The sequence below is a fragment of the Aromatoleum evansii genome, from assembly GCF_012910805.1.
Taxonomy (GTDB): domain Bacteria; phylum Pseudomonadota; class Gammaproteobacteria; order Burkholderiales; family Rhodocyclaceae; genus Aromatoleum; species Aromatoleum evansii.
On sequence record NZ_WTVK01000001.1, the window covers coordinates 1 to 21,870 of the forward strand.

Below are 21,870 nucleotides of genomic sequence, written 5' to 3' on the forward strand. Positions count from 1 at the left end.
AGGCGGGGGTGGGGGGCGGGCATCGCGGTATCTCCGTGTCGGTTGTGTTGTATATACAATAGAGTCGCCGCGGTGAGGCGTCAAGGGATTTCTTTCCGATCGGGCGATCGCGATTCCGGCGCGTCCGGCCGATGCGCGCGTCGGCTTCGTCTCCCCGAATTCTGCAGGTACGGAGCAGGCTTGAGTGCCGCGTGCTCCGGATGGGAGCTGGCCGGAGCGGCGGCTCGTGCGTGCGGATGTTTGCCGGATCCGAGCTCCAGGATGTAATGTATATACAGATAGTCGGGCGGCTGAAAGTGCCGCTATCGACCAACCGATCGCAGGGAGAGGCATGAGGATGGTGAAATTGGCGGCCGAGGCGTATCGCCGGATGCCGTGGAAGAACGGTGGGGGCGTGACGCTGGAGATCGCTGTCGCACCTGCCGGCGCAGGGCTCGATGACTTCGACTGGCGCGTCAGCAGCGCACACGTCGAAGTGGCGGGGCCGTTCTCCAACTTTCCCGGGGTCGATCGCAGCCTGGCGCTACTCGGCGGCGCGGGGATGGATCTCGTCGTGGGCAGGCGTAGCACAGCCCTCGCGCAGGACGGGCCGGTGTTCGCCTTCGACGGGGGCGCCGCGGCCCGGGCGGAACTGCCGGTGGGGCCGGTGACGGACTTCAACGTGATGAGCCGTCGCGGCCGCTGGACGCATCGGCTGACGCGCATGCGCCTCGATGCCGCCCGTGAGCTGCAGTTCGACGCTGATGTAGCCTTGCTCTACTGCGCTTCGGGTCGTCTGATCGTGCGCGCCGAGGGGCATGGGGCGTGTGTACTGGAGGCCGACGACGCGCTGCAGGTCGAGGGCGCGGCGCCGCTCGCCGTGCTGCTCGCACCCTCCGGCGCCGCTTCGTTGCTCGTTGTCGAGTTATGGCGCAGCGCACGGACTGCGTGCTCGCGATGACGGCGGTGCAGAGGCTGATCGCGGACATCCGCGCCGCGTTCTTCCTCCCGCCTTCGCTCTGAGCGGCGCTGCGCCGTCAGGAGCTTTCGCCACGGTAGCTGGCGAGGTGGATGCTGGTCTCGGTGTGCTGGATGCTGCGGATCAGCCGGATGCGTTCGAGCACGTTCGACAGCTCGGTGAGGTTTTCCGCGCGCAGCTCCGCGAGCAGGTCCCAGCGACCGTTGGTGTCGTGCAGCGACGCGACGCCCGGCTCGCCGAGCAGGCTGGCGATCACAGAACGCGTCTCGTTGCCGGCGACGACGATGCTCATCCACGCGCGGATCTCGTTGGGCTGCGAGTCGGGCCGCAGCTTCACCGTGTAGCCGACGATGATCCCGTCGTTCTCCAGCTTGGTGATGCGGTTCGTGACGGTGCCGCGCGACACCTTCAACTTGTGTGCGAGATGCGCGACGCTCATCCGCGCGTCGTTGCGCAGGAGGCTGATCAGTTGCTGGTCCAGGCTGTCCATTTTGTCGAACTGTCAGTAATGGTTATCGAATTGATCAACTTTTTATCAAAATAGCACAGTTGGTGTCATTTTTATTGACGCGGAACTCGTCGATCATGTCCTCACTGAATCGCAAGACACAACGAGGAGCGAGACCATGAAAACCAGCAACCGTATCCCCACCCGTTTCCTGAGCGCCGAGCGCGCCGCCGAACTGGTTGCCGGGAAAGGCTTCGCGCACTGCCTCGCGGGCATGGCCGAGTACATCCGCCAGGACTTTCTGCGCTGGAACGACTTCGAGAAGACCGCCCGCGTCGCCAATCATTCCGACGACGGCGTGATCGAGCTGATGCCGATCTCGGACGACTCGCTGTACTCGTTCAAGTACGTGAATGGCCACCCGAAGAACCATCGCTTCGGCCTGAGCACGGTGATGGCCTTCGGTGTGCTCGCGGACGTCGATACCGGCGCGCCGACCCTGGTCAGCGAGCTGACGCTGACCACCGCACTGCGCACTGCCGCGACTTCCGCGGTGGCTGCCCGTGCGTTGGCCCGTCCGGACAGCAAGCGCATGGCACTGATCGGAAACGGCGCGCAGAGCGAGTTTCAGGCGCTGGCCTTCCATCACCTGCTGGGCATCACCGAGTTCCACCTGTACGACGTGGATTCCGCGGCAACCGACAAGCTGATGCGCAACCTCGACCGCATGGGCCTCACGGCCAAGCGCTTCAGCAGCACGCGGGAAGCCGTGAAGGGCTGCGACATCGTCACCACCGTGACGGCCGACAAGACCAACGCGACGATCCTGACCCCCGACATGATCGAGCCGGGCATGCACATCAACGGCGTCGGCGGCGACTGCCCGGGCAAGACCGAGCTGCACGCCGATGTACTGCGAATGGGGCGCGTGTTCTGCGAGTTCGAGCCGCAGTCGCGCGTCGAGGGCGACATGCAGCAGATGCCGGCCGACTTCGCGGTGACGGAACTGTGGAGCGTGCTCGCCGGCAAGGCGCCGGGCCGTCAGGCGGCCGACGAAGTGACGGTGTTCGACTCGGTCGGCTTCGCGTTGGAGGATTTCTCGGCGCTGCGCTTCATGCGCGATCTCGCGATCGAGCTGGGTGTCGACGAAGAGATCTCGCTGATCCCCGATCTCGCCGACCCGAAGAACCTGTTCGGTTCGGTGCCGGTGAGCGCCGCCCCGCGTGCTGCGGTGCGCGAGTTGCAGGCGGCCTGAGCCGTACCGGGTCCGCCGTTTGCGGCGGGCCCGGCAATCCCGCGCCCGCCTCCGCTGCGGGCGTGTGCGGGTCTGGTCCCGGCCGACGAAACATCGTCGGCGCGAACGCTTCTCCGCCCCTACGCCGCCCGCTCCGCGGCGGGCCTCGAGGCGTCGCGGTAGGCCGCGGCTTCGGCCAGCAGCCATTCGGTAAAGCGCTTCAGTGCCGGGTTGGTGCTCGGCGGGTCGGGGTAGACGAGGTGGTAGCCCATCTCGGAGCGCAGCGGCAGGTCGAAGGGAATGGCCAGCTGCCCCGACTCCAGTTCGCTGAGTGCCAGGAAGCGCGGCACGAGCGCCACGCCCAGTCCCGCGCAGGCGGCTTCCACGAGCATCGAGAACAGGTCGAAGCGCGGACCGCCCATCGCGTCCACGTCCTTCACGCCCGCCGCCTCGAACCAGCGTTGCCACGCGGCGTGGCGATTCACCTGATGGAGCAGCGGCAGGCTCGCGAGGTCGCGCGGTTCGCGGCAGGGCTGCTCGCGCAGCAGCTGGGGGCTGCACACCGGCACCATCTCCTCGCCGAACAGCGGATGCGAGATTGCGCCCGCCCATGCCGGCGAGCCGAAATGGATCGCCGCGTCGAACGACGTTTCGGTGAACACGAAGGGGTCGGAGTATGTCCTCAGATTCACCGTGATCCCGGGATTCGCCGCGTGGAACTGTGCGAGCCGCGGGATCAGCCAGCGCGAACCGAAGGTCGGGATCACCGCCAGTTCCAGCACATTGCGCTCGCCGCGGTGCGACATCAGCGAGACCGTATGTCGCTCGAGACGATCGAGATCCTCTGCGACGCGCTTCGCGTAGATCGCGCCGGCCTCGGTCAGCGAAATGCGCTTCTTGATGCGGTTGAACAGCGGCACGCCGAGGTAATCCTCCAGCGAGGCGATCTGCTTGCACACGGCGCTCTGCGTGAGCGACAGCGCGTCGGCGGCGCGCGTGAAACTCAGGTGGCGCGCGGCCGCCTCGAATGCAACGAGCGCCTCGATGCTGGGAATGCGCCGGCGCATGAATACTTCCTCCGAGTCACGATCTTCGTAGTTTATTTCGTTTGAGCCCGCCCGGCGCTTGAACAAGAATTCGCCTCGGCCAGTCGGCACCCCAATAACGACAAACGACGCCAGCGTGCGTGCAGGGAAGGCGGAGCATCGCTCCGGGAAAGCCGATTGTTTTCCTTCTTTTCAATACGCTCTAATTGGAGACAGCAAGAAATGATTCCCCAGCAACAGGCATCCATCAAGGAATTCGGATTGATCGCCGGCAAGGCCGGTGCGAAGGTCGGCAGCGAGCTCGCGAGCCGCCTGAAGCGCCGCGTCGATCCGCGCTGCGAGGACTACGACACCCAGGTCGAGGTGGAGCGCCGCGACCTCGCCGCGGTGGTCGTGCTCGGCTACAACTGACCGGCAGGCGGGCGCGCGGAGCTTATCGGTCCCTTGGGCTCTGCGCGGGACCACGCACAGCGCGCCCGCCGCGGCATTCCGCGATGAATCTTCCCCGCAGTCTGAATCACCCGCAGCGCCTCGCGCTCGCGAGCGAGATCCACTCCCGGCCCTTCATGGTCATCGCCGCGCCGGCGCGCGTGTCGCACCTCGCGATCCATTGCGAGGACGGCAACGGGGGCGGCGAGGGCGGCCTGAGTGGCGATTGGCACGAACGCACGCTGCAGGCCCTGTGCGCACGCTTCGGCGTCTCCGGACCGAAGGCCGGCGCGCAGCATTTCTTTCACGACTTCGGCCACTTCCGCATCAAGTGGGAGCGGCACACCGAATTCGCCACCTACACTTTCGTCGAGCCCGGGCGCGGCGGCGCGGACTTCGCACAGACTGCGATGCGCCACGTGCCGATGGACTGGCTCGAATCGCTCGGCGCCTCGGTCGTCGTCGCCTCACACATCCACGCAGAGCAGGGCGAGCCGCTGGACCTCGCCGACGAACGGCTGCACGCGCTGTTCCCGATGCCGCCGCGGGTCGGCAGCCGCGTGCTCTCGGGCGGCGAGATTTGGACTGACTTCCAGGTCGGCCCCGACGGCTTCTCGCGCTATCTGGTGCGCGACACTGGCCTGCGCGAGGCACAGATGGGCCGGCTCGTGCAGCGCATCTGCGAGATCGAGACCTACCTGATGATGGCGCTGCTCGCGCTGCCGCTCGCGCGCGAGGGCATCTTGCGCCTCGATCGCATCGAGGAGGATCTGAGCGATGTCGGCACCCGGCTGTGCGAACTCGAGATCGACGGCGACGCCGAGCAGCTGCTGCGCGAGATCTCGCGCCTGGACGCGCGCATGCGCGCGATGTCGCATGCCACCGGTTACCGCTTCAGCGCTGCCCAGGCCTACTACCGCATCGTGCAGGCGCGCATCGGCGAATTGCGCGAACAGCGGATCGAGGGTGTGCCGACGATAGGCGAGTTCATGGAGCGGCGTCTTGCGCCGGCAATGGACACCTGCGTTTCGGTGGCCGAGCGCCAGGACGCGCTCGCGCACAAGGTGAGTCGCGCCAACGACATGCTGCGCACGCGCGTCAATCTTGCGCAGGAGCGGCAGAACCAAAGCGTCCTGGAGAGCCTGAGCCGCAGCGCGCGCCTGCAGCTGAAGCTGCAGCAGGCGGTGGAAGGCTTGTCGGTGGTCGCAATTTCCTATTACGGCATCGGGCTCGCGGCCTATGCGCTGAAGGCGCTGAAGGGCTGGGGCGTGGAGGTGCCGGTGGATCAGGCGATCGGTCTGGCGCTACCGCTGGTGTGCGCGGCGACGTGGTTCGGCACGCGGCGGCTGCATGGGAAGTTGCACCGACTCGGTGAGCAGCGGGCCGCTGCGGTGAGATAGCATCGACGCCGGGGAGGGATGTCGGTCTATATCGCAGGGCGGGAGGAGCGCAGCACATCCCGCCATTCGAAGCGCAGAGAGCCACCCGACCACCGCATCGCGGGATACGCCTTTGGCTCCTCCCGCTCTAGCTTCGTGCTTCGTCATGTGTTCGGGGGGAACCCGGCGCCATTGCGACGGACCGCTCCCGAAACGCACTGGGCGGCTCCCCGGTCCACTGCCGGAAGGCCCGGGCAAAACTCTTCTCGTTGCGGAACCCGACAGACAACGCGATCTGCTTCACGGTGCGGTTGGTCCGTCGCAGCAGCTCGATCGCCCGCTCGCGCCGTGCCTCGTCCTTCAACTGCTGAAGGGACGCGCCTTCCTCGTCGAGCTGGCGGTGCAGCGTGCGCGGCGACAGGTGCAGGCGCTCGGCCAGCGTCTCGGCGGTCGCGCCCTCGTCGAGCCGTTCGCGCAGCAGGTGGCGCACGCGCTGCACCAGCAGGCGGTCGCGACGGTATTGCAGCACCGTGAGCGGCAGGGCGCGGCGCAGCATCTGCTGCAGCGCCGTCTCGTCACGCCGTAGGGGCAGCCGCAGGTACTGCGCGTCGAAGCTGATTTCGGCCTGCTCCGCATCGAAATGCACCGGCCCCTGGAACAGCAGCGGATAGACGCCCTTGTGCGGCGGCGCGGGAAAGGGGAAGCGCGCCGCGTGCAGCGGGATGCGCGAGTCGATTGCCCAGCAGGCGTAGCCCAGCAGGTAGCGCAGCAGCGTGACGATGCAGAACTCGTGCATGTCGCCGAGGTAGCGCCGCACTTCGAGGCGGATGCGCGCGACGTCGCGGTCCTCGCCGAGGTGCAGCAGGATGTCGTCGGTGAGCAGGCGGTGGTGGCGGCACCAGCGCTTGAGCGCGACGCCGAGGTCCGGCGAGGTCAGCGAAGCGCGGCACAGCATGCCGTAGCTACCCCATGGCAGGCGGCGCGAGAACCAGCCCAGCGCCTCGTCGTCGAGCTCCTGCATCGCCACCGCCGACATGATCTCCATCTGCCCGGCAGTGACGCGTGCGGCGGGGTTTTCGAGCGCGGCCGGCGGAATCTGCGCCTCGCGCAAGGCGTTGGCAGGATTGATCCCGTAGCGGCGGTAGGCCGCGACGATCGCGCGGATGAAGGCGACAGGCGTCGCTGCTGGGCCGCGTGTGGGGTCGCCGACGGAAGGGATTACGGTTGCCATCGGCGCATCATAAGTGCCTTGGCAGGATTTGCAACCATCTTGGCGCCCGATGCGTCGCCCGGCGACCTACTCTTACGCGGTCACGACGTTTTGCCGATGCGCGTCTAAGCTTCATCGGTACACGTCCCGGATACCAACGCGATCAAAGGAACGAGGAGACCCCCATGAACATTCCCAGCCTGAACTTCCACCACGGCGAAACCATCGAGGCGCTGCGCGACGCGGTGCGCCAGTTCGCCGAGGCCGAGATCGCCCCGCGCGCCGCCGAGATCGACCGCGAGAACGAATTCCCTGCCGACCTGTGGAAGAAGTTCGGCGACATGGGCCTGCTGGGGATGACCGTCGAGGAGGAGTTCGGCGGCACCGACATGGGCTACCTCGCGCACATCATCGCGATGGAAGAGATCTCGCGCGCGTCCGCGTCGGTGGGTCTGTCCTACGGCGCGCACTCGAACCTGTGCGTGAACCAGATCCGCCGCAACGGCAACGCCGCGCAGAAGGACAAGTACCTGCCCAAGCTGATCTCGGGCGAGCACGTCGGCGCGCTGGCGATGAGCGAGCCGAACGCGGGTTCGGACGTCGTCAGCATGAAGCTGCGCGCCGACAAGAAGGGCGACCGTTACGTGCTGAACGGCTCGAAGATGTGGATCACCAATGGCGGCGACGCCGACACGCTGGTCGTCTACGCCAAGACCGACACCAACGCCGGCCCGAAGGGCATCACCGCCTTCATCATCGAAAAGGGCATGAAGGGCTTCAGCCACGGCACCCATCTCGACAAGCTTGGCATGCGCGGCTCGAACACCTTTCCGCTGTTCTTCGACGACGTCGAAGTGCCGGAAGAGAACGTGCTGGGCCAGGTCGGCGGCGGCGTGAAGGTGCTGATGAGCGGCCTCGACTACGAGCGCACCGTGTTGTGCGGCGGCCCGCTCGGCATCATGGCGGCGTGCATGGACGTCGTCGTGCCCTACCTGCACGAGCGCAAGCAGTTCGGCCAGTCGATCGGCGAATTCCAGCTGATGCAGGGCAAGATCGCCGACATGTACTCGGTGTGGAGCGCGACGCGCGCCTATGTGTATGCCGTCGGCCAGGCCTGCGACCGCGCGGACCACGCCCGCACGCTGCGCAAGGATGCCGCGGGCGCGATCCTGTACTCGGCCGAGAAGGCGACCTGGATGGCGGGCGAGTCGATCCAGACCCTGGGCGGCGTCGGCTACACCAACGAATACGCGACCGGCCGCCTGTGGCGCGACGCGAAACTCTATGAGATCGGCGCCGGCACGAGCGAGATTCGCCGCATGCTGATCGGTCGCGAACTCTTCGCGGAGACGATGTGATGAGCGTCATCAAGTCCTCCATCAACACGCGCAGCCCGGACTTCGCGGGCAACGCCGAGGCGATGCGCAAGCTCGTCAGCGACCTGCGCGACAAGGCAGCGGAAGTCGCCCTCGGCGGCGGCGAGTCGGCGCGGCAGAAGCACACGGCGCGCGGCAAGCTGCTGCCGCGTGACCGCGTCAATCATCTGCTTGACCCGGGTACGCCCTTCCTCGAAGTGGGCCAGATGGCCGCGTACGGCATGTATGACGGCGACGCGCCGTCGGCCGGCGTGATCGCCGGCATCGGCCGCGTGAAGGGCGTCGAGTGCATGATCGTCGCCAACGACGCGACGGTGAAGGGCGGCAGCTACTTCCCGATGACGGTGAAGAAGCACCTGCGCGCGCAGGAAATCGCGCAGATGAACAACCTGCCCTGTGTCTATCTCGTCGACTCGGGCGGCGCCAACCTGCCGACGCAGGACGAAGTCTTTCCCGACCGCGATCACTTCGGCCGCATCTTCTTCAACCAGGCCAACATGAGCGCGCAGGGCATCCCGCAGATCGCGGTCGTGATGGGCTCCTGCACCGCTGGCGGCGCGTACGTGCCGGCGATGAGCGACGAGGCGGTGATCGTCAAGAACCAGGGCACGATCTTCCTCGGCGGCCCCCCGCTGGTGAAAGCCGCGACCGGCGAAGTCGTCAGCGCCGAGGACCTCGGCGGCGGCGACGTGCACACGCGCATCTCCGGCGTCGCCGACCACCTCGCCGAGAACGACGCGCACGCGCTCTACATCGCGCGCCGCATCGTATCGAACCTCAATCGCCAGAAGCCGGTGTCGCTGAAGGTCGGCGCCGGCGAGGAGCCGCTGTACGACCCCGAGGAGATCTACGGCATCATCCCCGCCGACCCGCGCAAACCCTACGACGTGCGCGAAGTCATCGCCCGCATCGTCGACGGCTCGCGTTTCGACGAGTTCAAGTCGCGCTACGGCACGACGCTCGTCACCGGCTTCGCCCAGCTCTACGGCTACCCGGTCGGCATCGTCGCGAACAACGGCATCCTGTTCGGCGAATCGGCGCAGAAGGGCGCGCACTTCGTCGAGCTGTGCGCGCAGCGCGGCATCCCGCTGCTGTTCCTGCAGAACATCACCGGCTTCATGGTCGGGCGCAAGTATGAGAACGGCGGCATCGCCAAGGACGGCGCGAAGATGGTGACGGCCGTCGCGACCGCCCAGGTGCCCAAGCTCACGATGATCATGGGCGGCTCCTTCGGCGCCGGTAACTACGGCATGTGCGGCCGCGCGTACTCGCCGCGGTTCCTGTGGATGTGGCCCAACGCGCGCGTCTCGGTGATGGGCGGCGAGCAGGCCGCGAGCGTGCTGTCGACCGTGCGCCGCGACGGCATCGAAGCCAAGGGCGGCACGTGGAGCAAGGAAGACGAGGAGGCGTTCAAGGCGCCGATCCGCGAACAGTACGAAGTGCAGGGCCACCCCTACTACGCCACCGCGCGCCTGTGGGACGACGGCGTGATCGACCCGGCGCAGAGCCGCCGCGTGCTGGGCCTGTCGCTGTCCGCGACGCTCAACGCGCCGATCCCGCAGACGAAGTTCGGCCTGTTCCGGATGTAAGGGGGAGACAAGAATGTTCGAAAAGATCCTGATCGCCAATAGAGGCGAGATCGCGTGTCGGGTGATCAAGACCGCCCGCCGCATGGGCATCAAGACCGTCGCCGTCTATTCCGAAGCCGACGCCAACGCCCGCCATGTGCGCCTCGCCGACGAGGCCGTGCTGATCGGCCCGGCGGCCGTCAAGGAAAGCTATCTCGTCATAGACCGCATCATCGCCGCCGCCAAGCAGACCGGCGCGCAGGCGATCCACCCCGGCTACGGCTTCCTGTCCGAGAACGAGGACTTCTGCGACGCCTGCGAGCGCGAAGGCATCGTCTTCATCGGACCTCCGGTGTCGGCAATCCGTGCGATGGGCTCGAAGTCCGAGGCGAAGAAACTGATGGAAGCGGCGCGCGTGCCGCTGACGCCCGGCTACCACGGCGACAACCAGGAGCCGGATTACCTCCACCAGCAGGCCGATCAGATTGGCTACCCCGTGCTGATCAAGGCCGCGGCCGGCGGCGGCGGCAAGGGCATGCGCCTGGTCGAGAAGTCCGACGACTTCATCGCGTCGCTCGCCTCCTGCAAGCGCGAAGCGGCGTCGTCCTTCGGCGACGAGCACGTGCTGGTCGAGAAATACATCACCCGCCCGCGCCACATCGAGATCCAGGTCTTCGGCGACACGCACGGCAACTGCGTGTACCTCTTCGAACGCGATTGCTCGGTGCAGCGCCGCCACCAGAAGGTGCTGGAAGAAGCGCCCGCGCCCGGCATGACGCCCGAGCGCCGCGCCGCGATGGGCAAGGCCGCGGTCGAGGCCGCGAAGGCCGTCGGCTATGTCGGCGCCGGCACCGTCGAGTTCATCGCGAACCAGGACGGCTCGTTCTACTTCATGGAGATGAACACGCGGCTGCAGGTCGAGCATCCGGTCACCGAGATGATCACCGGCCTCGACCTCGTCGAATGGCAACTGCGCGTCGCCTCGGGCGAACCGCTGCCGCTCGCGCAGGAACAGCTCCAGATCCGCGGCCACGCGCTCGAAGCGCGCATCTACGCCGAAGATCCCGCGAAGGGCTTCCTGCCCTCGACCGGGAAGCTGCTGCACCTCGCGCCGCCGGCCGAAGGCCTGCATGTGCGCGTCGACACTGGCGTCGAGGAGGGCGACGAGATCAGTCCCTTCTACGACCCGATGATTGCCAAGCTGATCGTGTGGGACGAGAGCCGCGACCAGGCGCTCGCGCGCATGCTGCAGGCGCTCGCCGACTACCGCGTGGTGGGTGTGGCGAACAACATCGAGTTCCTGTCGCGTCTGACGAATTGCCCGGCCTTCTCGAACGCCGATCTCGACACCGGCCTCATCGAACGCGAAAAGGCCTACCTCTTCCCGGAGGGCGAGCAGCCGCCCGCCGAAGTGTATTTCGTCGCTGCGCTCGGCGAACTGCGGCGCGAAACTGCCTGGGCCGAGGAGGAGGCCGAGCGCGGCAACGATCCCGGATCGCCCTGGCATGCGCGCGACGGTTGGCGGCTCAACGCAACCGCAAGCCGTGAGCTGCTCTTCCGCTTCGGCGAGACGCAGAAGGCGGTGACCGTCGCCTACCGCGGGCGTAATCGTTACACGCTGACCGTGGATGGCCGAACCGCCGAAGCCCGCGGGCGACTGGACGAGCGTGGACACATGCGCGTCGAGTTCGACGGGATGCGCATGGATGCGACGGTAATCGTCGCAGGCGAGAAGCGGCACGTCTTCCTGCACGGTCGCACCTGGCAGCTTGCCAACGTCGATCCGCTGCACCACGCGGGCGAGGGCGGCGGCGCCGAAGGCGGGCTGCTCGCGCCGATGCCGGGCAAGGTCATCGCGCTGCTCGCCGAGGCCGGCGCCACGGTCGAGAAGGGGGCGCCGTTGCTGATCCTCGAGGCGATGAAGATGGAGCACACCATCACCGCGCCGGCGTCGGGCCTGCTCAAGGCCTTCCGCTTCGCGGTCGGCGACCAGGTGGGCGACGGCGCTGAACTCGTCGAGTTCGAGCCGGCGAAGAAGTGAGGAGCGGCGGGATGCGCGTCCCGCTTTCCCGCCCGCTCGCATCATCGTAGGGCGGGAGGAGCCGAAGGCGTATCCCGCCAATCCAGTCGTTGCGCCATCGCGATCGCCGCGTGGCGGGATGCGCTTCGCTCCTCCCGCCGTACAGATCGCCTCAAAAAACATCCGAAACCGGGGACATTGGAGAGAGACACATGACCCAGTCGAGCTACGTCCACGGCGCGTCCGAAAAGCGCCTCATCGGCCAGACCATCGGCTGCTTCTTCGACGAGGCCTGCGCGCGCCACGCCGCGCGGGAAGCCCTTGTCGTGCACCATCAGAACGTGCGCCTCACCTACGCCGCGCTCAAGCAGCGCGTCGATGCGCTCGCGTGCAGCCTGATGCGCCTCGGCCTCAAGCGCGGCGAGCGCGTCGGCATCTGGTCGCAGAACAACACCGAATGGGCGCTGACCCAGTTCGCGACCGCGAAGGCCGGCCTCGTGCTGGTCAACATCAACCCCGCCTACCGCCGCGCCGAACTCGAATACGCGCTGAACAAGGTCGGCTGCCGCGCGCTGATCCTGTCGCCCGCCTTCAAGACCAGCAACTACCTCGAAATGCTCGGCGACCTCGCGCCCGAACTCGCGCAGTCCGAAGCCGGCCAGCTGAAATCGGCGAAGCTACCGACGCTCGAAATCGTCATCCGCATGGGCGCCGACAGGACCCACGGCATGCTCAATTTCGACGACCTGCTGCACGCCCCCTCCGGCGACGAACTCGACGCCCTCGAAACCCTCGGCGACGAGCTCCAGTTCGACGACCCGATCAACATCCAGTTCACCTCCGGCACCACCGGCCAGCCCAAGGGCGCGACCCTGTCGCACCACAACATCCTCAACAACGGCTTCTTCGTCGGCGAAGCGATCCGCCTCGTCGAAGGCGACCGCGTGTGCATCCCGGTGCCGCTCTACCACTGCTTCGGCATGGTGATGGGCAACCTCGGCTGCCTCACGCACGGCGCGACGATGATCTACCCGGCCGAGTCCTTCGAGCCGCTCGCGACCCTTGAAACGCTCGCCGAGGAGCGCTGCACCGCGAACTACGGCGTGCCGACGATGTTCATCGCGATGCTCGACCATCCGCGCTTCGCCGAATTCGACCTCTCCCGCCTGCGCACCGGCATCATGGCCGGCAGCCCGTGCCCGATCGAAGTGATGAAGCGCGTCATCGACAAGATGAACATGCGCGAAGTCACCATCGCCTACGGCATGACCGAGACCTCGCCGGTCAGCTTCCAGAGTGGCACCGACGATCCGCTCGACCGCCGCGTCTCCACCGTCGGCCGTATCCAGCCGCACCTCGAAGTGAAGATCGTCGACAACGAAGGCCGCATCGTCCCGCGCGGGACGCCGGGCGAACTGTGCACGCGCGGCTACTCGGTGATGCTCGGCTACTGGGAAGACGAGGCCAAGACGCGCGAAGCGATCGACGCCGGCGGCTGGATGCACACCGGCGACCTGGCGACGATCGACGACGAAGGCTTCTGCAACATCGTCGGCCGCATCAAGGACATGGTCATCCGCGGCGGCGAGAACCTCTACCCGCGCGAGATCGAGGAATTCCTCTACCGCCACCCGAAGATCCTCGACGTGCAGGTCGTCGGCGTCCCCGACCAGAAATACGGCGAGGAACTGTGCGCGTGGGTCATCGTGCGCGAAGGCCAGACGCTCACCGAAGCTGAGGTGCGCGACTTCTGCCAGGGCCAGATCGCCCACTACAAGGTGCCGCGCTACATCCGCTTCGTCGACAGCTTCCCGATGACGGTTACCGGCAAGATCCAGAAATTCCAGATCCGCGAGCAGATGAAGCGTGAACTGGGGCTGGCCGAAGCGAAGACCGCCTGAGTGCGGGGAGGGCACATGATCACCCTGTACCACTGCGTCAACGCGCGCTCGTTCCGGCCGCTGTGGATGCTTGAGGAGCTCGGTCTGCCCTACGCGCTGAAAGTGCTGCCGTTCCCGCCGCGCCTCGACGCGCCGCAGTACCTGGAGATCAATCCCCTCGGCACGATCCCCGCGTTCCACGACGGCGCGACGCGCATGACCGAGTCCGCGGCGATCTGCCACTACCTTGCCGCCCGGCACTCGCCCCGCACGCTCAATGTCGAGACCGATGAGCCCGATTTCGGCGCCTACCTCAACTTCCTGCACTTCGGCGAGGCGACGCTGACCTTCCCGCAGACGCTGGTCCTGCGCTATTCGCGCTTCGAGCCGGCCGAGCGGCGCCAGCCCCAGGTCGCCGAGGACTACGCGCGCTGGTTCCTGTCGCGCCTGCGTACCCTCGAACCGCTGCTGGAAAAGCAGGACTTCATCTGCGCCGGGCGTTTCACGGCCGCCGACGTGTCGGTCGGCTACGCGCTGATGCTCGCCGACGACATCGGGCTCAGGGAGCGCTTCAAGCCGGCGGTGCTCGCCTACTGGCAGCGTCTGCAGCAACGTGAAGGTTATCAGCGGGCGCTTGCGGCGCAACAGCGCGCCGCGGTGGAGCAGGGCGTGCCGCCGCACTCGGTCGCCTTTGCCACCGGCCCGTTCTGAACGAGGAGACACACAAGAAATGACGAACAAGGATTTCGACGCTCGCCCCCTGTGGACCCCGCGACCCGAACAGATCGCGGCGACCGGCATGGCCGCCTTCACCCAGCGCATCCGCAGCGCCTCGGGCCTGCAGCTTGCCGACTACGACGCCTTGCACGACTGGTCGGTGCGTCATTCGACCGATTTCTGGCGTGAAATCTGGGATTTCGGCGGCGTGATCGGCGAGCGCGGCGCGCGTGAGCTGATCGACGGCTCGCGCATGCCGGGGGCGCAATGGTTTCCGGATGCACGTTTGAACTTCGCCGAGAACCTGCTGCGCGATAGCAGCAACGAAAAGGCGCTGGTGTTCTGGGGCGAAGACAAGGTCAAGCGCACGATGACCCGTGCGGAGCTCAGCGCCGAAGTCGCGCGCTTCGCCGCCGCACTGCGCGAAGCCGGCGTGCGCCCGCATGACCGCGTCGCGGCCTACATGCCGAATCTGCCCGAAACGCTGGTCGCGATGCTCGCGACGGCGAGCCTCGGCGCCACCTTCACGTCCGCTTCGCCCGACTTCGGCGTGCAGGGCGTGCTCGACCGCTTCGGCCAGACCGAGCCCAAGGTGCTGATTGCCTGCGACGGCTACTGGTACAACGGCAAGCCCATCGACGTCCTCGGCAAGCTCGGCGACATCGTGCGCCAGCTGCCGTCCGCGCATCGGGTGGTCGTCGTGCCCTACCTCGCAGGTGAGGCGGTGCCCGACCTCTCGGCCGTGCCGGGTGCCGTGACCTACGCCGACTTCCTCGCGCCGCACGCGGAGGCAACCGAACCGCAATACGAGCGCCTGCCGTTCAACCACCCGCTCTACGTGATGTACTCGTCCGGCACCACCGGTGTGCCCAAGTGCATCGTGCACGGCGCGGGCGGCACGCTGCTGCAGCACCTCAAGGAACACAAGCTGCACGCCGACGTGCGCGAAGGCGACCGCCTGTTCTACTTCACCACCTGCGGCTGGATGATGTGGAACTGGCTCGTGTCCGGCCTCGCCGCCGGTGCGACGCTGATGCTCTACGACGGCAATCCCTTCGTGGCAGTTAACGGAACCGAGGGCGCGGTCCTGTGGGACTACGCCGAGCAGGAGCGCATCACCCACTTCGGCACCTCCGCGAAGTACATCGAGACCCTCGGCAAGAGCGCGCTGCGCCCGGCCGAATCGTACGACCTCTCTGCGCTGCGCGTCGTGCTGTCCACCGGCAGCCCGCTCGCGCCGCAGGGCTTCGACTTCGTCTACGATTCGATCAAGCGCGACGTGCAGCTCGCGTCGATCTCCGGCGGCACCGACATCGTCTCCTGCTTCGTCCTCGGCAGCCCGACCCTGCCGGTGTGGCGCGGCGAGATCCAGTGTCGCGGCCTCGGCATGGCGGTCGAGGTATGGGACGACGAGGGCCGCCCGATGGCCGGCGAGAAGGGCGAACTGGTGTGCACGAAACCCTTTCCCTCGATGCCGATCGGCTTCTGGAACGACCCCGACGGCGCGAAATACCGCGCGGCCTACTTCGAGCGCTTCGACAACGTGTGGTGCCACGGTGACTTCTGCGAGGTCACCGCGCACGGGGGGCTCGTTATCCACGGCCGCTCGGACGCGACGCTCAACCCTGGTGGCGTGCGTATTGGCACTGCCGAGATCTACCGCCAAGTCGAGAAGCTGCCCGAGATCCTCGAATCCATCGTGATCGGCCAGGACTGGCCGCCGCAGGACCCGACCGACGTGCGCGTCGTGCTCTTCGTGCGCCTGCGCGAAGGCCTCGTGCTCGATGACCCACTCGTCGCGCGGATCAAGCAGGCAATCCGCGACAACGCCACGCCGCGCCACGTGCCCGCGAAGATCGTCCAGGTCAACGACGTGCCGCGCACCAAGAGCGGCAAGTTGGTCGAGCTCGCGGTACGCAACGTCGTGCATCACCGCGCGGTGAAGAACATCGAGGCGCTGGCGAACCCGGAAGCGCTCGCCCAGTTCGACAACCGCCCGGAGCTCGCAGGCTGACGAGTACGCCGCCCCACGGCCGCGGAGCGCGGGGGCGGATGAGTGGGATCTGGTGAGTGGGATCTGGTGAGTGGGATCTGGTGAGTGGGATCTGGTGAGTGGGATCTGGTGAGTGGGAGCGGCTTCAGCCGCGAATCGGCGCCCATTCGCGGCTGAAGCCGCTCCCACTGCAGGCAGGGGCCGGCATGCGGAGCGCATTCGGCCGCGCGAGCCACCCATCGCCCGCGAGGGCTTCCACCATATGCCCCGTTTGCCCGGGAGCCGCGCTTCACGGCCGGCGCCAAGCCGGCTCGCCCATCACCCAGGTCTCGGCTACAGCCCGGTCGTCGCCCAGCATCATCAACACGAAGAGCCGCTCCGCGAGCGTCGTGCACGCCGCGCTGCGCCGCGCGAGCAGGGGCGTTGCCGCCGGATCCAGCACGACGAAATCCCCCTCGCACCCTGGCGCGAAACTTCCGATCCGATCGTCGAGATACAGGCTGCGCGCCCCGCCCAAGGTCGCCAGATAGAAGGCCCGTTCCGGCGACAGCGACTGCCCGTTCAGCTGCAGCACCTTGTACGCCTCGCCCAGCGTCTGCAGCATCGAGAAGCTCGTCCCGGCGCCCACATCGGTGCCGATGCCCACCCGCAGTCCCGCGGCGTCCGCCTTGGCGAGGTCGAACAGCCCCGACCCCAGGAACAGGTTCGAGGTCGGGCAGAAACTGATCGCCGCCCCGGTCGCCGCCATGCGCGCGCGGTCCGCATCGTCCAGCCACACGCAGTGCGCGAACACGCTGCGCGGCCCGAGTTGCCCGAAGCGCTCATAGACGTCCAGATAACTGCGCGCTTCCGGATACAGCTCATGGATCCACGCGACCTCCGCGCGATTCTCCGCAAGATGCGACTGCAGATAGACGCCCGGATGCTCGGCGAACAGCCGGCCCGCGAGCCGCATCTGCTGCGGCGTCGAGGTCGCCGCGAAACGGGGCGTCACCGCATACAGCAGTCGCCCGCGCCCGTGCCAGCGCTCGATCAGCTCCTTCGATGCGACGTAGCCGCCCTCGCAGCTTTCACACAGGAATTTGGGGCAGTTGCGATCCATCAGCACCTTGCCCGAGATGATGCGCATGCGCCGCCGCAGGGCGGCCTCGAACAGCGCGTCGACGGAGGCGCGGTGCACCGTCGGGAACACCGCTGCGCTTGTCGTGCCGTTCCGCAGCAGCTCGTCGCAAAAGAATTCCGCCACGGTGGCGGCATGGGCGGGGTCGGCGAAGGCCTGCTCGACCGGCCAGGTGTAGCGTTCGAGCCATTCGAGCAGCTGCCCGCCCGGGCTGGCGATGATGTCCGTCTGGGCGAAGTGGATGTGCGTGTCGATGAATCCCGGCACGATCATCCGTCCGCGCCGGTCCTCGACGCGGGCGTCTGCGGGCAGCTTCGCGAGGAGCGCATCCGCCGGCCCGGCTTCCGCGACCAGCCCCTCGCGCACGATCAGCAAGCCGTCCGCGAAATGCCGCAGCGCCTCCGTACCCCCAACAGCCGGATCGCTGGTGAAGTGCAGGATCTCGCCGCGGACCGCTCGCATGGGCCTCTCCTCAGGGAACAGTTGCCGCCGGCGGCAGCGCGATGCTCGCGTTGTGCGTGCCGAAGCTGCCGCGGCGCCGGTCCTCGAAATAGTGGCGCAGCGTCAGCGCGATCGTGCGGAAGGCGATGTCGTCCCAGGGGATGTCCTTCTCCTCGAACAGTGCCACCTCCAGCGACTCCTCGCCCGGCCCGAAGTCGAGGTCCAGCAGGGTTGCGCGATACACGATATGCACCTGGTTGATGTGCGGCACGCTGATCAGCGTGAATAGGTCGCCGACCTCGATGCGCGCGCACGCCTCCTCGAGCGTCTCGCGCGCTGCGGCCTCTGCCGTGCTCTCGGCGTTCTCCATGAACCCGGCCGGGAGCGTCCAGAAGCCATGGCGCGGCTCGATCGCACGGCGACACAGCAGGATGCGCTCGCCCCACTCGGGAATCGCGCCGACGACGATCTTCGGATTCTGGTAATGGATCGTCCCGCAGCTCGCACACACGTGGCGCGGCAGGGTGTCTCCGGGAGGGATGCGCAGCGTGACGCTTGCGCCGCAATCTGAGCAATATTTCATCGTGTTCGCCGACCTGTTCGTTCGGACAAATTCTAGCCCCTAACCCGCCTGCGAAGCCTCCCGGCGATGTCTCGCCTATCGTCCTTCGTGACAGCCGCCTGTCCGGCACGGTACAGTTCGCCCGACCCGAACGCCGTCCGCAGCGAGGCTGCGCCGCGGCGACAATCCAGCCTCCCGCATACCGCCACCGATGTCCCCCCCGTTGGATTCGACCCGCTTCGAACAGATCCGCGCATCCGGCGATCTCCCCTCGCCGAAGGGAACCGCGCTCGCGGTGATCCGCCTGACGCGCCAGCAGGACGTGTCCACCGCCGAACTCGCGCGGGTGATCGGTGCCGACCCGGCCTTCGTCGGCCGGCTCATCAAGGCGGCCAACGGCCTCGTCGCCTTGAACCGGCGCCCGGTCGCCTCGGTGCACGAGGCGCTCATGGTCCTCGGCCTGCCTGCCGTGCGCACCATGGTGCTCGGCTTCTCGCTGCTGTCGCATTACCGGCGCGGAGCCTGCCAGGCGTTCGACTACAACCGCTTCTGGAGCAGCTCGCTCGCCCGCGCGCTTGCCGCCCAGGTCTTTGCCGAACGCACCCGCGCCGCCCCGGCCGATGAGCTCTTCGCCGTCGGCCTGCTCGGCAGCGTCGGCGAGCTCGCGCTCGCGACGCTCTATCCCGCCGATTACGCTGCGGTGCTCGAGGCGGCAAGCAAGCCCGGCGCCGCATCGCTGCTCGAACTGGAGCAGGAACGGTTCGCGATGGACCAATGCGAGCTGACCGGCGCGATGCTCGAGGACTGGGGCCTGCCGCGGATCTTCATCGATGCCGTCGCACAGGCCCGCGATCCGGAAGGAACCCATCTGGCCGAGGGATCACGGTCGCGAAGGATCCTCCAGGTTCTCGCCGCGGCGCGGGGTGTGGCGGAAATCTGCGTTTCCGACGACAAGGCTGCGCGGACCATGCTTGCGGCCAGGCTCTTCGCCGACGCTCCGCGCCTGGGGATCGAGCGCGAGTGCATCGTCGCCGACTGCGAACGCATCAGCTCCCTGTGGGTTGAATGGGGCGGCATGCTCCAGCTGCAGCAGCCGCGCGCCCCGCGCTTCGCCGAACTGTTCGAGCAGGTCGAGGCCGGTCCGGGAAGCGCTGCGGCGGCAGGAGCGCGCGCCGCTCCGGCGGTGCGCCCGCGCAACCCGGTACAGTTGCCGGTGACGCCCAGTCAGGCAGAGGCCGCGTCGGGCGAAGGGGGCGCGCATCCCCAACGCGCGCTGATCGTCGACGACGAGCCGCGCACCCGCGCGGGATTGCGCGCCGTGCTCGAGCAGGTGCACTACGAAGTGCATGAGGCGGGTGATGGCCGCGAGGGCATGGAGCTCGCCCTCGAGTTGCAACCCCAGATCATGATCCTCGACTGGAAGCTGCCCGAACTCGACGGCCCGGACCTCGTCCGGGCGCTGCGCCAGACACGCATCGGCCAGGCGATCTACATGATCCTGCTCACCCGCAGCGATGACGACGAACACCTGGTCGCCGCCTTCGAGGCCGGGGCCGACGACTTCATCGCCAAGCCCTTGCGTCCGCGCGTGCTCGCCGCGCGCCTCAGGGCCGGCCAGCGTGTCGTGCGCCTGCAGCAGGAAGTCGAGCGCGAGCACGAGGAAATCCGCCATTTCGCGTCGCAGCTGGCGGTCACCAACCGCCGCCTGCACGAGGCGGCCCTCACCGATGCACTGACGGGCTTCCCCAACCGCCGTTACGCCATCGACCGCATCCAGCAGGAATGGTCCGCCGCACAGCGCTGGGGGCGCCCCTTGTCGTGCATGATCATCGATCTCGACAACTTCAAGCAGATCAACGACACCCACGGCCACGACGTCGGCGACGAAGTCCTGCGCAGCGCGGCCGACGCGCTGAGGGGCGCACTGCGGGGCCAGGACGTCGTCTGCCGCACGGGCGGCGACGAGTTCCTTGCAATCTGCCCGGAAACCGATCTGCCGCATGCCCTGAGCTGCGCCGAGCGCCTGCGCAACGCGCTCGACAAGCTGTCGCTGCAGGCCGGCGATGCGCGCGTGGCGATCAGCGCCAGCATCGGCGTCGCAATGCGCGAACACTGGATGCCCGACGTCGATGCGCTGATGAAGCAGGCCGACCTCGGCGCCTATCTTGCCAAACAGAAGGGGCGCAACCGTGTCGCGACGGTCCAGAAGACCGGCGATGCGGGCGGCGTCGACGCCGCTGCCGACTGAACCCCGGATCTCCGAAAGCGCTGCGCTCCTTCCATATTTCCCTTTCAATACAATCGATTGGGCGTATTGTGGATATCACCTGTGGCTTATCTGCAACATGCCAATAGGGCTATTTTCTTGCAATTGCTCACAATTCACTTTAACTTTATGGCGCTTGTCCCTGAAAGGGAGCGGAAATGAAACGTCCTGATTTTCAGGCGGAAATCAAGGAACTGAACCTCGCGTACCTGATGCTGGCCCAGCAGATGCTGCGCAGCGACCGGGAGACCGCGATGTTCCGCCTGGGTATCGACAAGGACGTCGCCGATCTCGTCGAGGGGCTTTCGAGCGCGAAGCTCGTCAAGATGGCCAGCAGCCAGATGCTGCTGTTCCGCTTCGACGACGCGCTGCTTGCCGGGCTGCTCGCGGGCAAGGGGCGCGACGAGACGAGTTCCAGTCTGCATGCGGCGATCCTCGCCGCGGGCAAGCCGGTGAAGCGGTTGGCGGGATAGGCGCCGACACGGCGCTGCGGGACGTGCAGGGCGCAAGGGCGGCAGGGGATGCCGCCTGCCACTGCAGGATCCGCGGCGGAGCGCCCCCGGGTGGGGCGGCAAGGAGAACACGATGAAGAACAAGAGCATCATCGAAGAGGCTGAGGACATCCAGCGCGCAGCCGAAATGGTCCGCCTCGGTGCCCGCATGCAGATGCTGGAAGCCGAAACCAAGCTCAGTCGCGAGCGTCTGCTCAAGATCTACAAGGAAATCCGCGGCATGTCGCCTCCGAAGGGCATGCTGCCGTTTTCCACCGACTGGTTCATGACCTGGCAGCCCAACGTGCATGCCTCGCTGTTCATGAATTTCTTCCGCTTCTTCCAGGACAACACCGGCCTCAAGGGGCTGGACGCGATCCTGAAGGCCTATCACCTCTACCTCGACCACATCGAGGCTGAAGTGATCGAGCCGGCGCTGAGCCTCACCCGCGCCTGGACGCTGGTGCGCTTCTTCGATGCCGACCTCCTGCAGATGGCCTCGTGCACCAGCTGCGGCGGCCACTTCGTCGCCCACGCCTACGACCCGACGCACGAATTCGTGTGCGGCCTGTGCAACATGCCCTCGCGCGCCGGCAAGACCAAGCGTGCCGCCGAGGCCGCCCGGGCCACCGGCACCAAGCGCGCCACGGCCACGCGCCGCGTCGCCAAGACCAAGGCGCTCGCCACCGCCGACTGAACGGCGGCGTCCGTTCGCGCAAGGGGCCGCCGCAC

The 21,870-nt window shown here is 67.2% G+C and carries 18 protein-coding genes; 13 read left to right on the plus strand and 5 right to left on the minus strand.

The window, feature by feature from the left end; genetic code table 11:
- The first annotated feature begins 331 nt into the window (after positions 1-331).
- The gene (locus GO615_RS00005) at positions 332-940 is read left to right on the plus strand and encodes a HutD/Ves family protein (protein ID WP_169125003.1); all 609 of its coding nucleotides are present in this window, start codon (positions 332-334) and stop codon (positions 938-940) included.
- A 76-nt stretch (positions 941-1,016) separates the two neighbouring features.
- Here GO615_RS00005 and GO615_RS00010 read toward each other — a convergent pair whose 3' ends face one another.
- Positions 1,017-1,448: an Lrp/AsnC family transcriptional regulator gene (locus GO615_RS00010; protein WP_169125004.1), complete on the minus strand. Its 432-nt coding sequence runs from the start codon at positions 1,446-1,448 to the stop codon at positions 1,017-1,019.
- Positions 1,449-1,584: 136 nt separating this feature from the next.
- Here GO615_RS00010 and ocd point away from each other — a divergent pair, with 136 nt between their 5' ends.
- Positions 1,585-2,661, plus strand: a complete 1,077-nt coding sequence (ocd, locus tag GO615_RS00015; protein ID WP_169125005.1) for an ornithine cyclodeaminase — start codon at positions 1,585-1,587, stop codon at positions 2,659-2,661.
- 119 nt (positions 2,662-2,780) lie between these two features.
- Here ocd and gcvA read toward each other — a convergent pair whose 3' ends face one another.
- On the minus strand, positions 2,781-3,707 hold the full coding sequence (gcvA, locus tag GO615_RS00020) for a transcriptional regulator GcvA (protein WP_169125006.1): 927 nt from the start codon (positions 3,705-3,707) through the stop codon (positions 2,781-2,783).
- A 201-nt stretch (positions 3,708-3,908) separates the two neighbouring features.
- On the opposite strand from gcvA, the gene GO615_RS00025 reads away from it, so the two are divergent.
- Entirely contained in the window at positions 3,909-4,097 is a 189-nt protein-coding gene (locus GO615_RS00025) for a hypothetical protein (protein ID WP_169125007.1), read from the plus strand.
- A gap of 83 nt (positions 4,098-4,180) precedes the next feature.
- Positions 4,181-5,515 (plus strand): DUF3422 family protein, encoded by a 1,335-nt coding sequence (locus GO615_RS00030; RefSeq protein ID WP_169125008.1) that lies wholly within the window; start codon positions 4,181-4,183, stop codon positions 5,513-5,515.
- A 127-nt stretch (positions 5,516-5,642) separates the two neighbouring features.
- Here the strand turns inward: GO615_RS00030 and GO615_RS00035 are convergent, their stop codons facing one another.
- Complete coding sequence (locus GO615_RS00035) at positions 5,643-6,725, minus strand: AraC family transcriptional regulator (protein ID WP_169125009.1); 1,083 nt, start codon at positions 6,723-6,725, stop codon at positions 5,643-5,645.
- A gap of 164 nt (positions 6,726-6,889) precedes the next feature.
- Between GO615_RS00035 and GO615_RS00040 the strand changes: the two genes are divergently transcribed.
- From GO615_RS00040 to GO615_RS00065, 6 genes are all read left to right on the plus strand, one after another.
- The gene (locus GO615_RS00040) at positions 6,890-8,062 is read left to right on the plus strand and encodes an isovaleryl-CoA dehydrogenase (RefSeq protein ID WP_169125010.1); all 1,173 of its coding nucleotides are present in this window, start codon (positions 6,890-6,892) and stop codon (positions 8,060-8,062) included.
- Positions 8,062-9,669 (plus strand): carboxyl transferase domain-containing protein, encoded by a 1,608-nt coding sequence (locus GO615_RS00045; protein ID WP_169125011.1) that lies wholly within the window; start codon positions 8,062-8,064, stop codon positions 9,667-9,669. The genes GO615_RS00040 and GO615_RS00045 overlap by 1 nt, the downstream gene beginning before the upstream one ends.
- Before the next feature lie 13 nt (positions 9,670-9,682).
- Positions 9,683-11,689, plus strand: a complete 2,007-nt coding sequence (locus GO615_RS00050) for an acetyl/propionyl/methylcrotonyl-CoA carboxylase subunit alpha (protein ID WP_169125012.1) — start codon at positions 9,683-9,685, stop codon at positions 11,687-11,689.
- A 191-nt stretch (positions 11,690-11,880) separates the two neighbouring features.
- Entirely contained in the window at positions 11,881-13,569 is a 1,689-nt protein-coding gene (locus GO615_RS00055) for an AMP-binding protein (protein ID WP_169125013.1), read from the plus strand.
- A gap of 15 nt (positions 13,570-13,584) precedes the next feature.
- Positions 13,585-14,259: a glutathione S-transferase family protein gene (locus tag GO615_RS00060; RefSeq protein ID WP_169125014.1), complete on the plus strand. Its 675-nt coding sequence runs from the start codon at positions 13,585-13,587 to the stop codon at positions 14,257-14,259.
- A gap of 19 nt (positions 14,260-14,278) precedes the next feature.
- Positions 14,279-16,279: an acetoacetate--CoA ligase gene (locus GO615_RS00065; protein WP_169125015.1), complete on the plus strand. Its 2,001-nt coding sequence runs from the start codon at positions 14,279-14,281 to the stop codon at positions 16,277-16,279.
- A 268-nt stretch (positions 16,280-16,547) separates the two neighbouring features.
- On the opposite strand, the gene guaD is transcribed toward GO615_RS00065, so the two are convergent.
- Together guaD and GO615_RS00075 are read right to left on the minus strand one after the other, a co-directional pair.
- Positions 16,548-17,840, minus strand: coding sequence for a guanine deaminase (gene guaD / locus GO615_RS00070; protein ID WP_169125016.1), 1,293 nt, complete (start codon positions 17,838-17,840; stop codon positions 16,548-16,550).
- Between the two features lie 10 nt (positions 17,841-17,850).
- A complete protein-coding gene (locus tag GO615_RS00075) occupies positions 17,851-18,402 on the minus strand; it encodes an NUDIX hydrolase (protein WP_169125017.1) in 552 nt (183 codons plus the stop codon).
- 190 nt (positions 18,403-18,592) lie between these two features.
- Between GO615_RS00075 and GO615_RS00080 the strand changes: the two genes are divergently transcribed.
- The 3 genes from GO615_RS00080 to flhC all read left to right on the plus strand — a co-directional run bounded on the left by GO615_RS00080 (position 18,593) and on the right by flhC (position 21,835).
- Positions 18,593-20,629 (plus strand): GGDEF domain-containing response regulator, encoded by a 2,037-nt coding sequence (locus GO615_RS00080; protein ID WP_169125018.1) that lies wholly within the window; start codon positions 18,593-18,595, stop codon positions 20,627-20,629.
- A 176-nt stretch (positions 20,630-20,805) separates the two neighbouring features.
- A complete protein-coding gene (gene flhD, locus GO615_RS00085) occupies positions 20,806-21,120 on the plus strand; it encodes a flagellar transcriptional regulator FlhD (RefSeq protein ID WP_076603648.1) in 315 nt (104 codons plus the stop codon).
- 112 nt (positions 21,121-21,232) lie between these two features.
- On the plus strand, positions 21,233-21,835 hold the full coding sequence (gene flhC / locus GO615_RS00090) for a flagellar transcriptional regulator FlhC (RefSeq protein ID WP_169125019.1): 603 nt from the start codon (positions 21,233-21,235) through the stop codon (positions 21,833-21,835).
- Positions 21,836-21,870 lie beyond the last annotated feature (35 nt).

Excerpts from the sequence above, each read along its gene's own strand:
- GO615_RS00005 (WP_169125003.1), top strand. The coding sequence starts at position 332 with ATGAGGATGGTGAAATTGGCGGCCGAGGCGTATCGCCGGATGCCGTGG.
- GO615_RS00010 (WP_169125004.1), bottom strand. The coding sequence starts at position 1,448 with ATGGACAGCCTGGACCAGCAACTGATCAGCCTCCTGCGCAACGACGCG.
- ocd (WP_169125005.1), top strand. The coding sequence starts at position 1,585 with ATGAAAACCAGCAACCGTATCCCCACCCGTTTCCTGAGCGCCGAGCGC.
- gcvA (WP_169125006.1), bottom strand. The coding sequence starts at position 3,707 with ATGCGCCGGCGCATTCCCAGCATCGAGGCGCTCGTTGCATTCGAGGCG.
- GO615_RS00025 (WP_169125007.1), top strand. The coding sequence starts at position 3,909 with ATGATTCCCCAGCAACAGGCATCCATCAAGGAATTCGGATTGATCGCC.
- GO615_RS00030 (WP_169125008.1), top strand. The coding sequence starts at position 4,181 with ATGAATCTTCCCCGCAGTCTGAATCACCCGCAGCGCCTCGCGCTCGCG.
- GO615_RS00035 (WP_169125009.1), bottom strand. The coding sequence starts at position 6,725 with ATGGCAACCGTAATCCCTTCCGTCGGCGACCCCACACGCGGCCCAGCA.
- GO615_RS00040 (WP_169125010.1), top strand. The coding sequence starts at position 6,890 with ATGAACATTCCCAGCCTGAACTTCCACCACGGCGAAACCATCGAGGCG.
- GO615_RS00045 (WP_169125011.1), top strand. The coding sequence starts at position 8,062 with ATGAGCGTCATCAAGTCCTCCATCAACACGCGCAGCCCGGACTTCGCG.
- GO615_RS00050 (WP_169125012.1), top strand. The coding sequence starts at position 9,683 with ATGTTCGAAAAGATCCTGATCGCCAATAGAGGCGAGATCGCGTGTCGG.
- GO615_RS00055 (WP_169125013.1), top strand. The coding sequence starts at position 11,881 with ATGACCCAGTCGAGCTACGTCCACGGCGCGTCCGAAAAGCGCCTCATC.
- GO615_RS00060 (WP_169125014.1), top strand. The coding sequence starts at position 13,585 with ATGATCACCCTGTACCACTGCGTCAACGCGCGCTCGTTCCGGCCGCTG.
- GO615_RS00065 (WP_169125015.1), top strand. The coding sequence starts at position 14,279 with ATGACGAACAAGGATTTCGACGCTCGCCCCCTGTGGACCCCGCGACCC.
- guaD (WP_169125016.1), bottom strand. The coding sequence starts at position 17,840 with ATGCGAGCGGTCCGCGGCGAGATCCTGCACTTCACCAGCGATCCGGCT.
- GO615_RS00075 (WP_169125017.1), bottom strand. The coding sequence starts at position 18,402 with ATGAAATATTGCTCAGATTGCGGCGCAAGCGTCACGCTGCGCATCCCT.
- GO615_RS00080 (WP_169125018.1), top strand. The coding sequence starts at position 18,593 with ATGTCCCCCCCGTTGGATTCGACCCGCTTCGAACAGATCCGCGCATCC.
- flhD (WP_076603648.1), top strand. The coding sequence starts at position 20,806 with ATGAAACGTCCTGATTTTCAGGCGGAAATCAAGGAACTGAACCTCGCG.
- flhC (WP_169125019.1), top strand. The coding sequence starts at position 21,233 with ATGAAGAACAAGAGCATCATCGAAGAGGCTGAGGACATCCAGCGCGCA.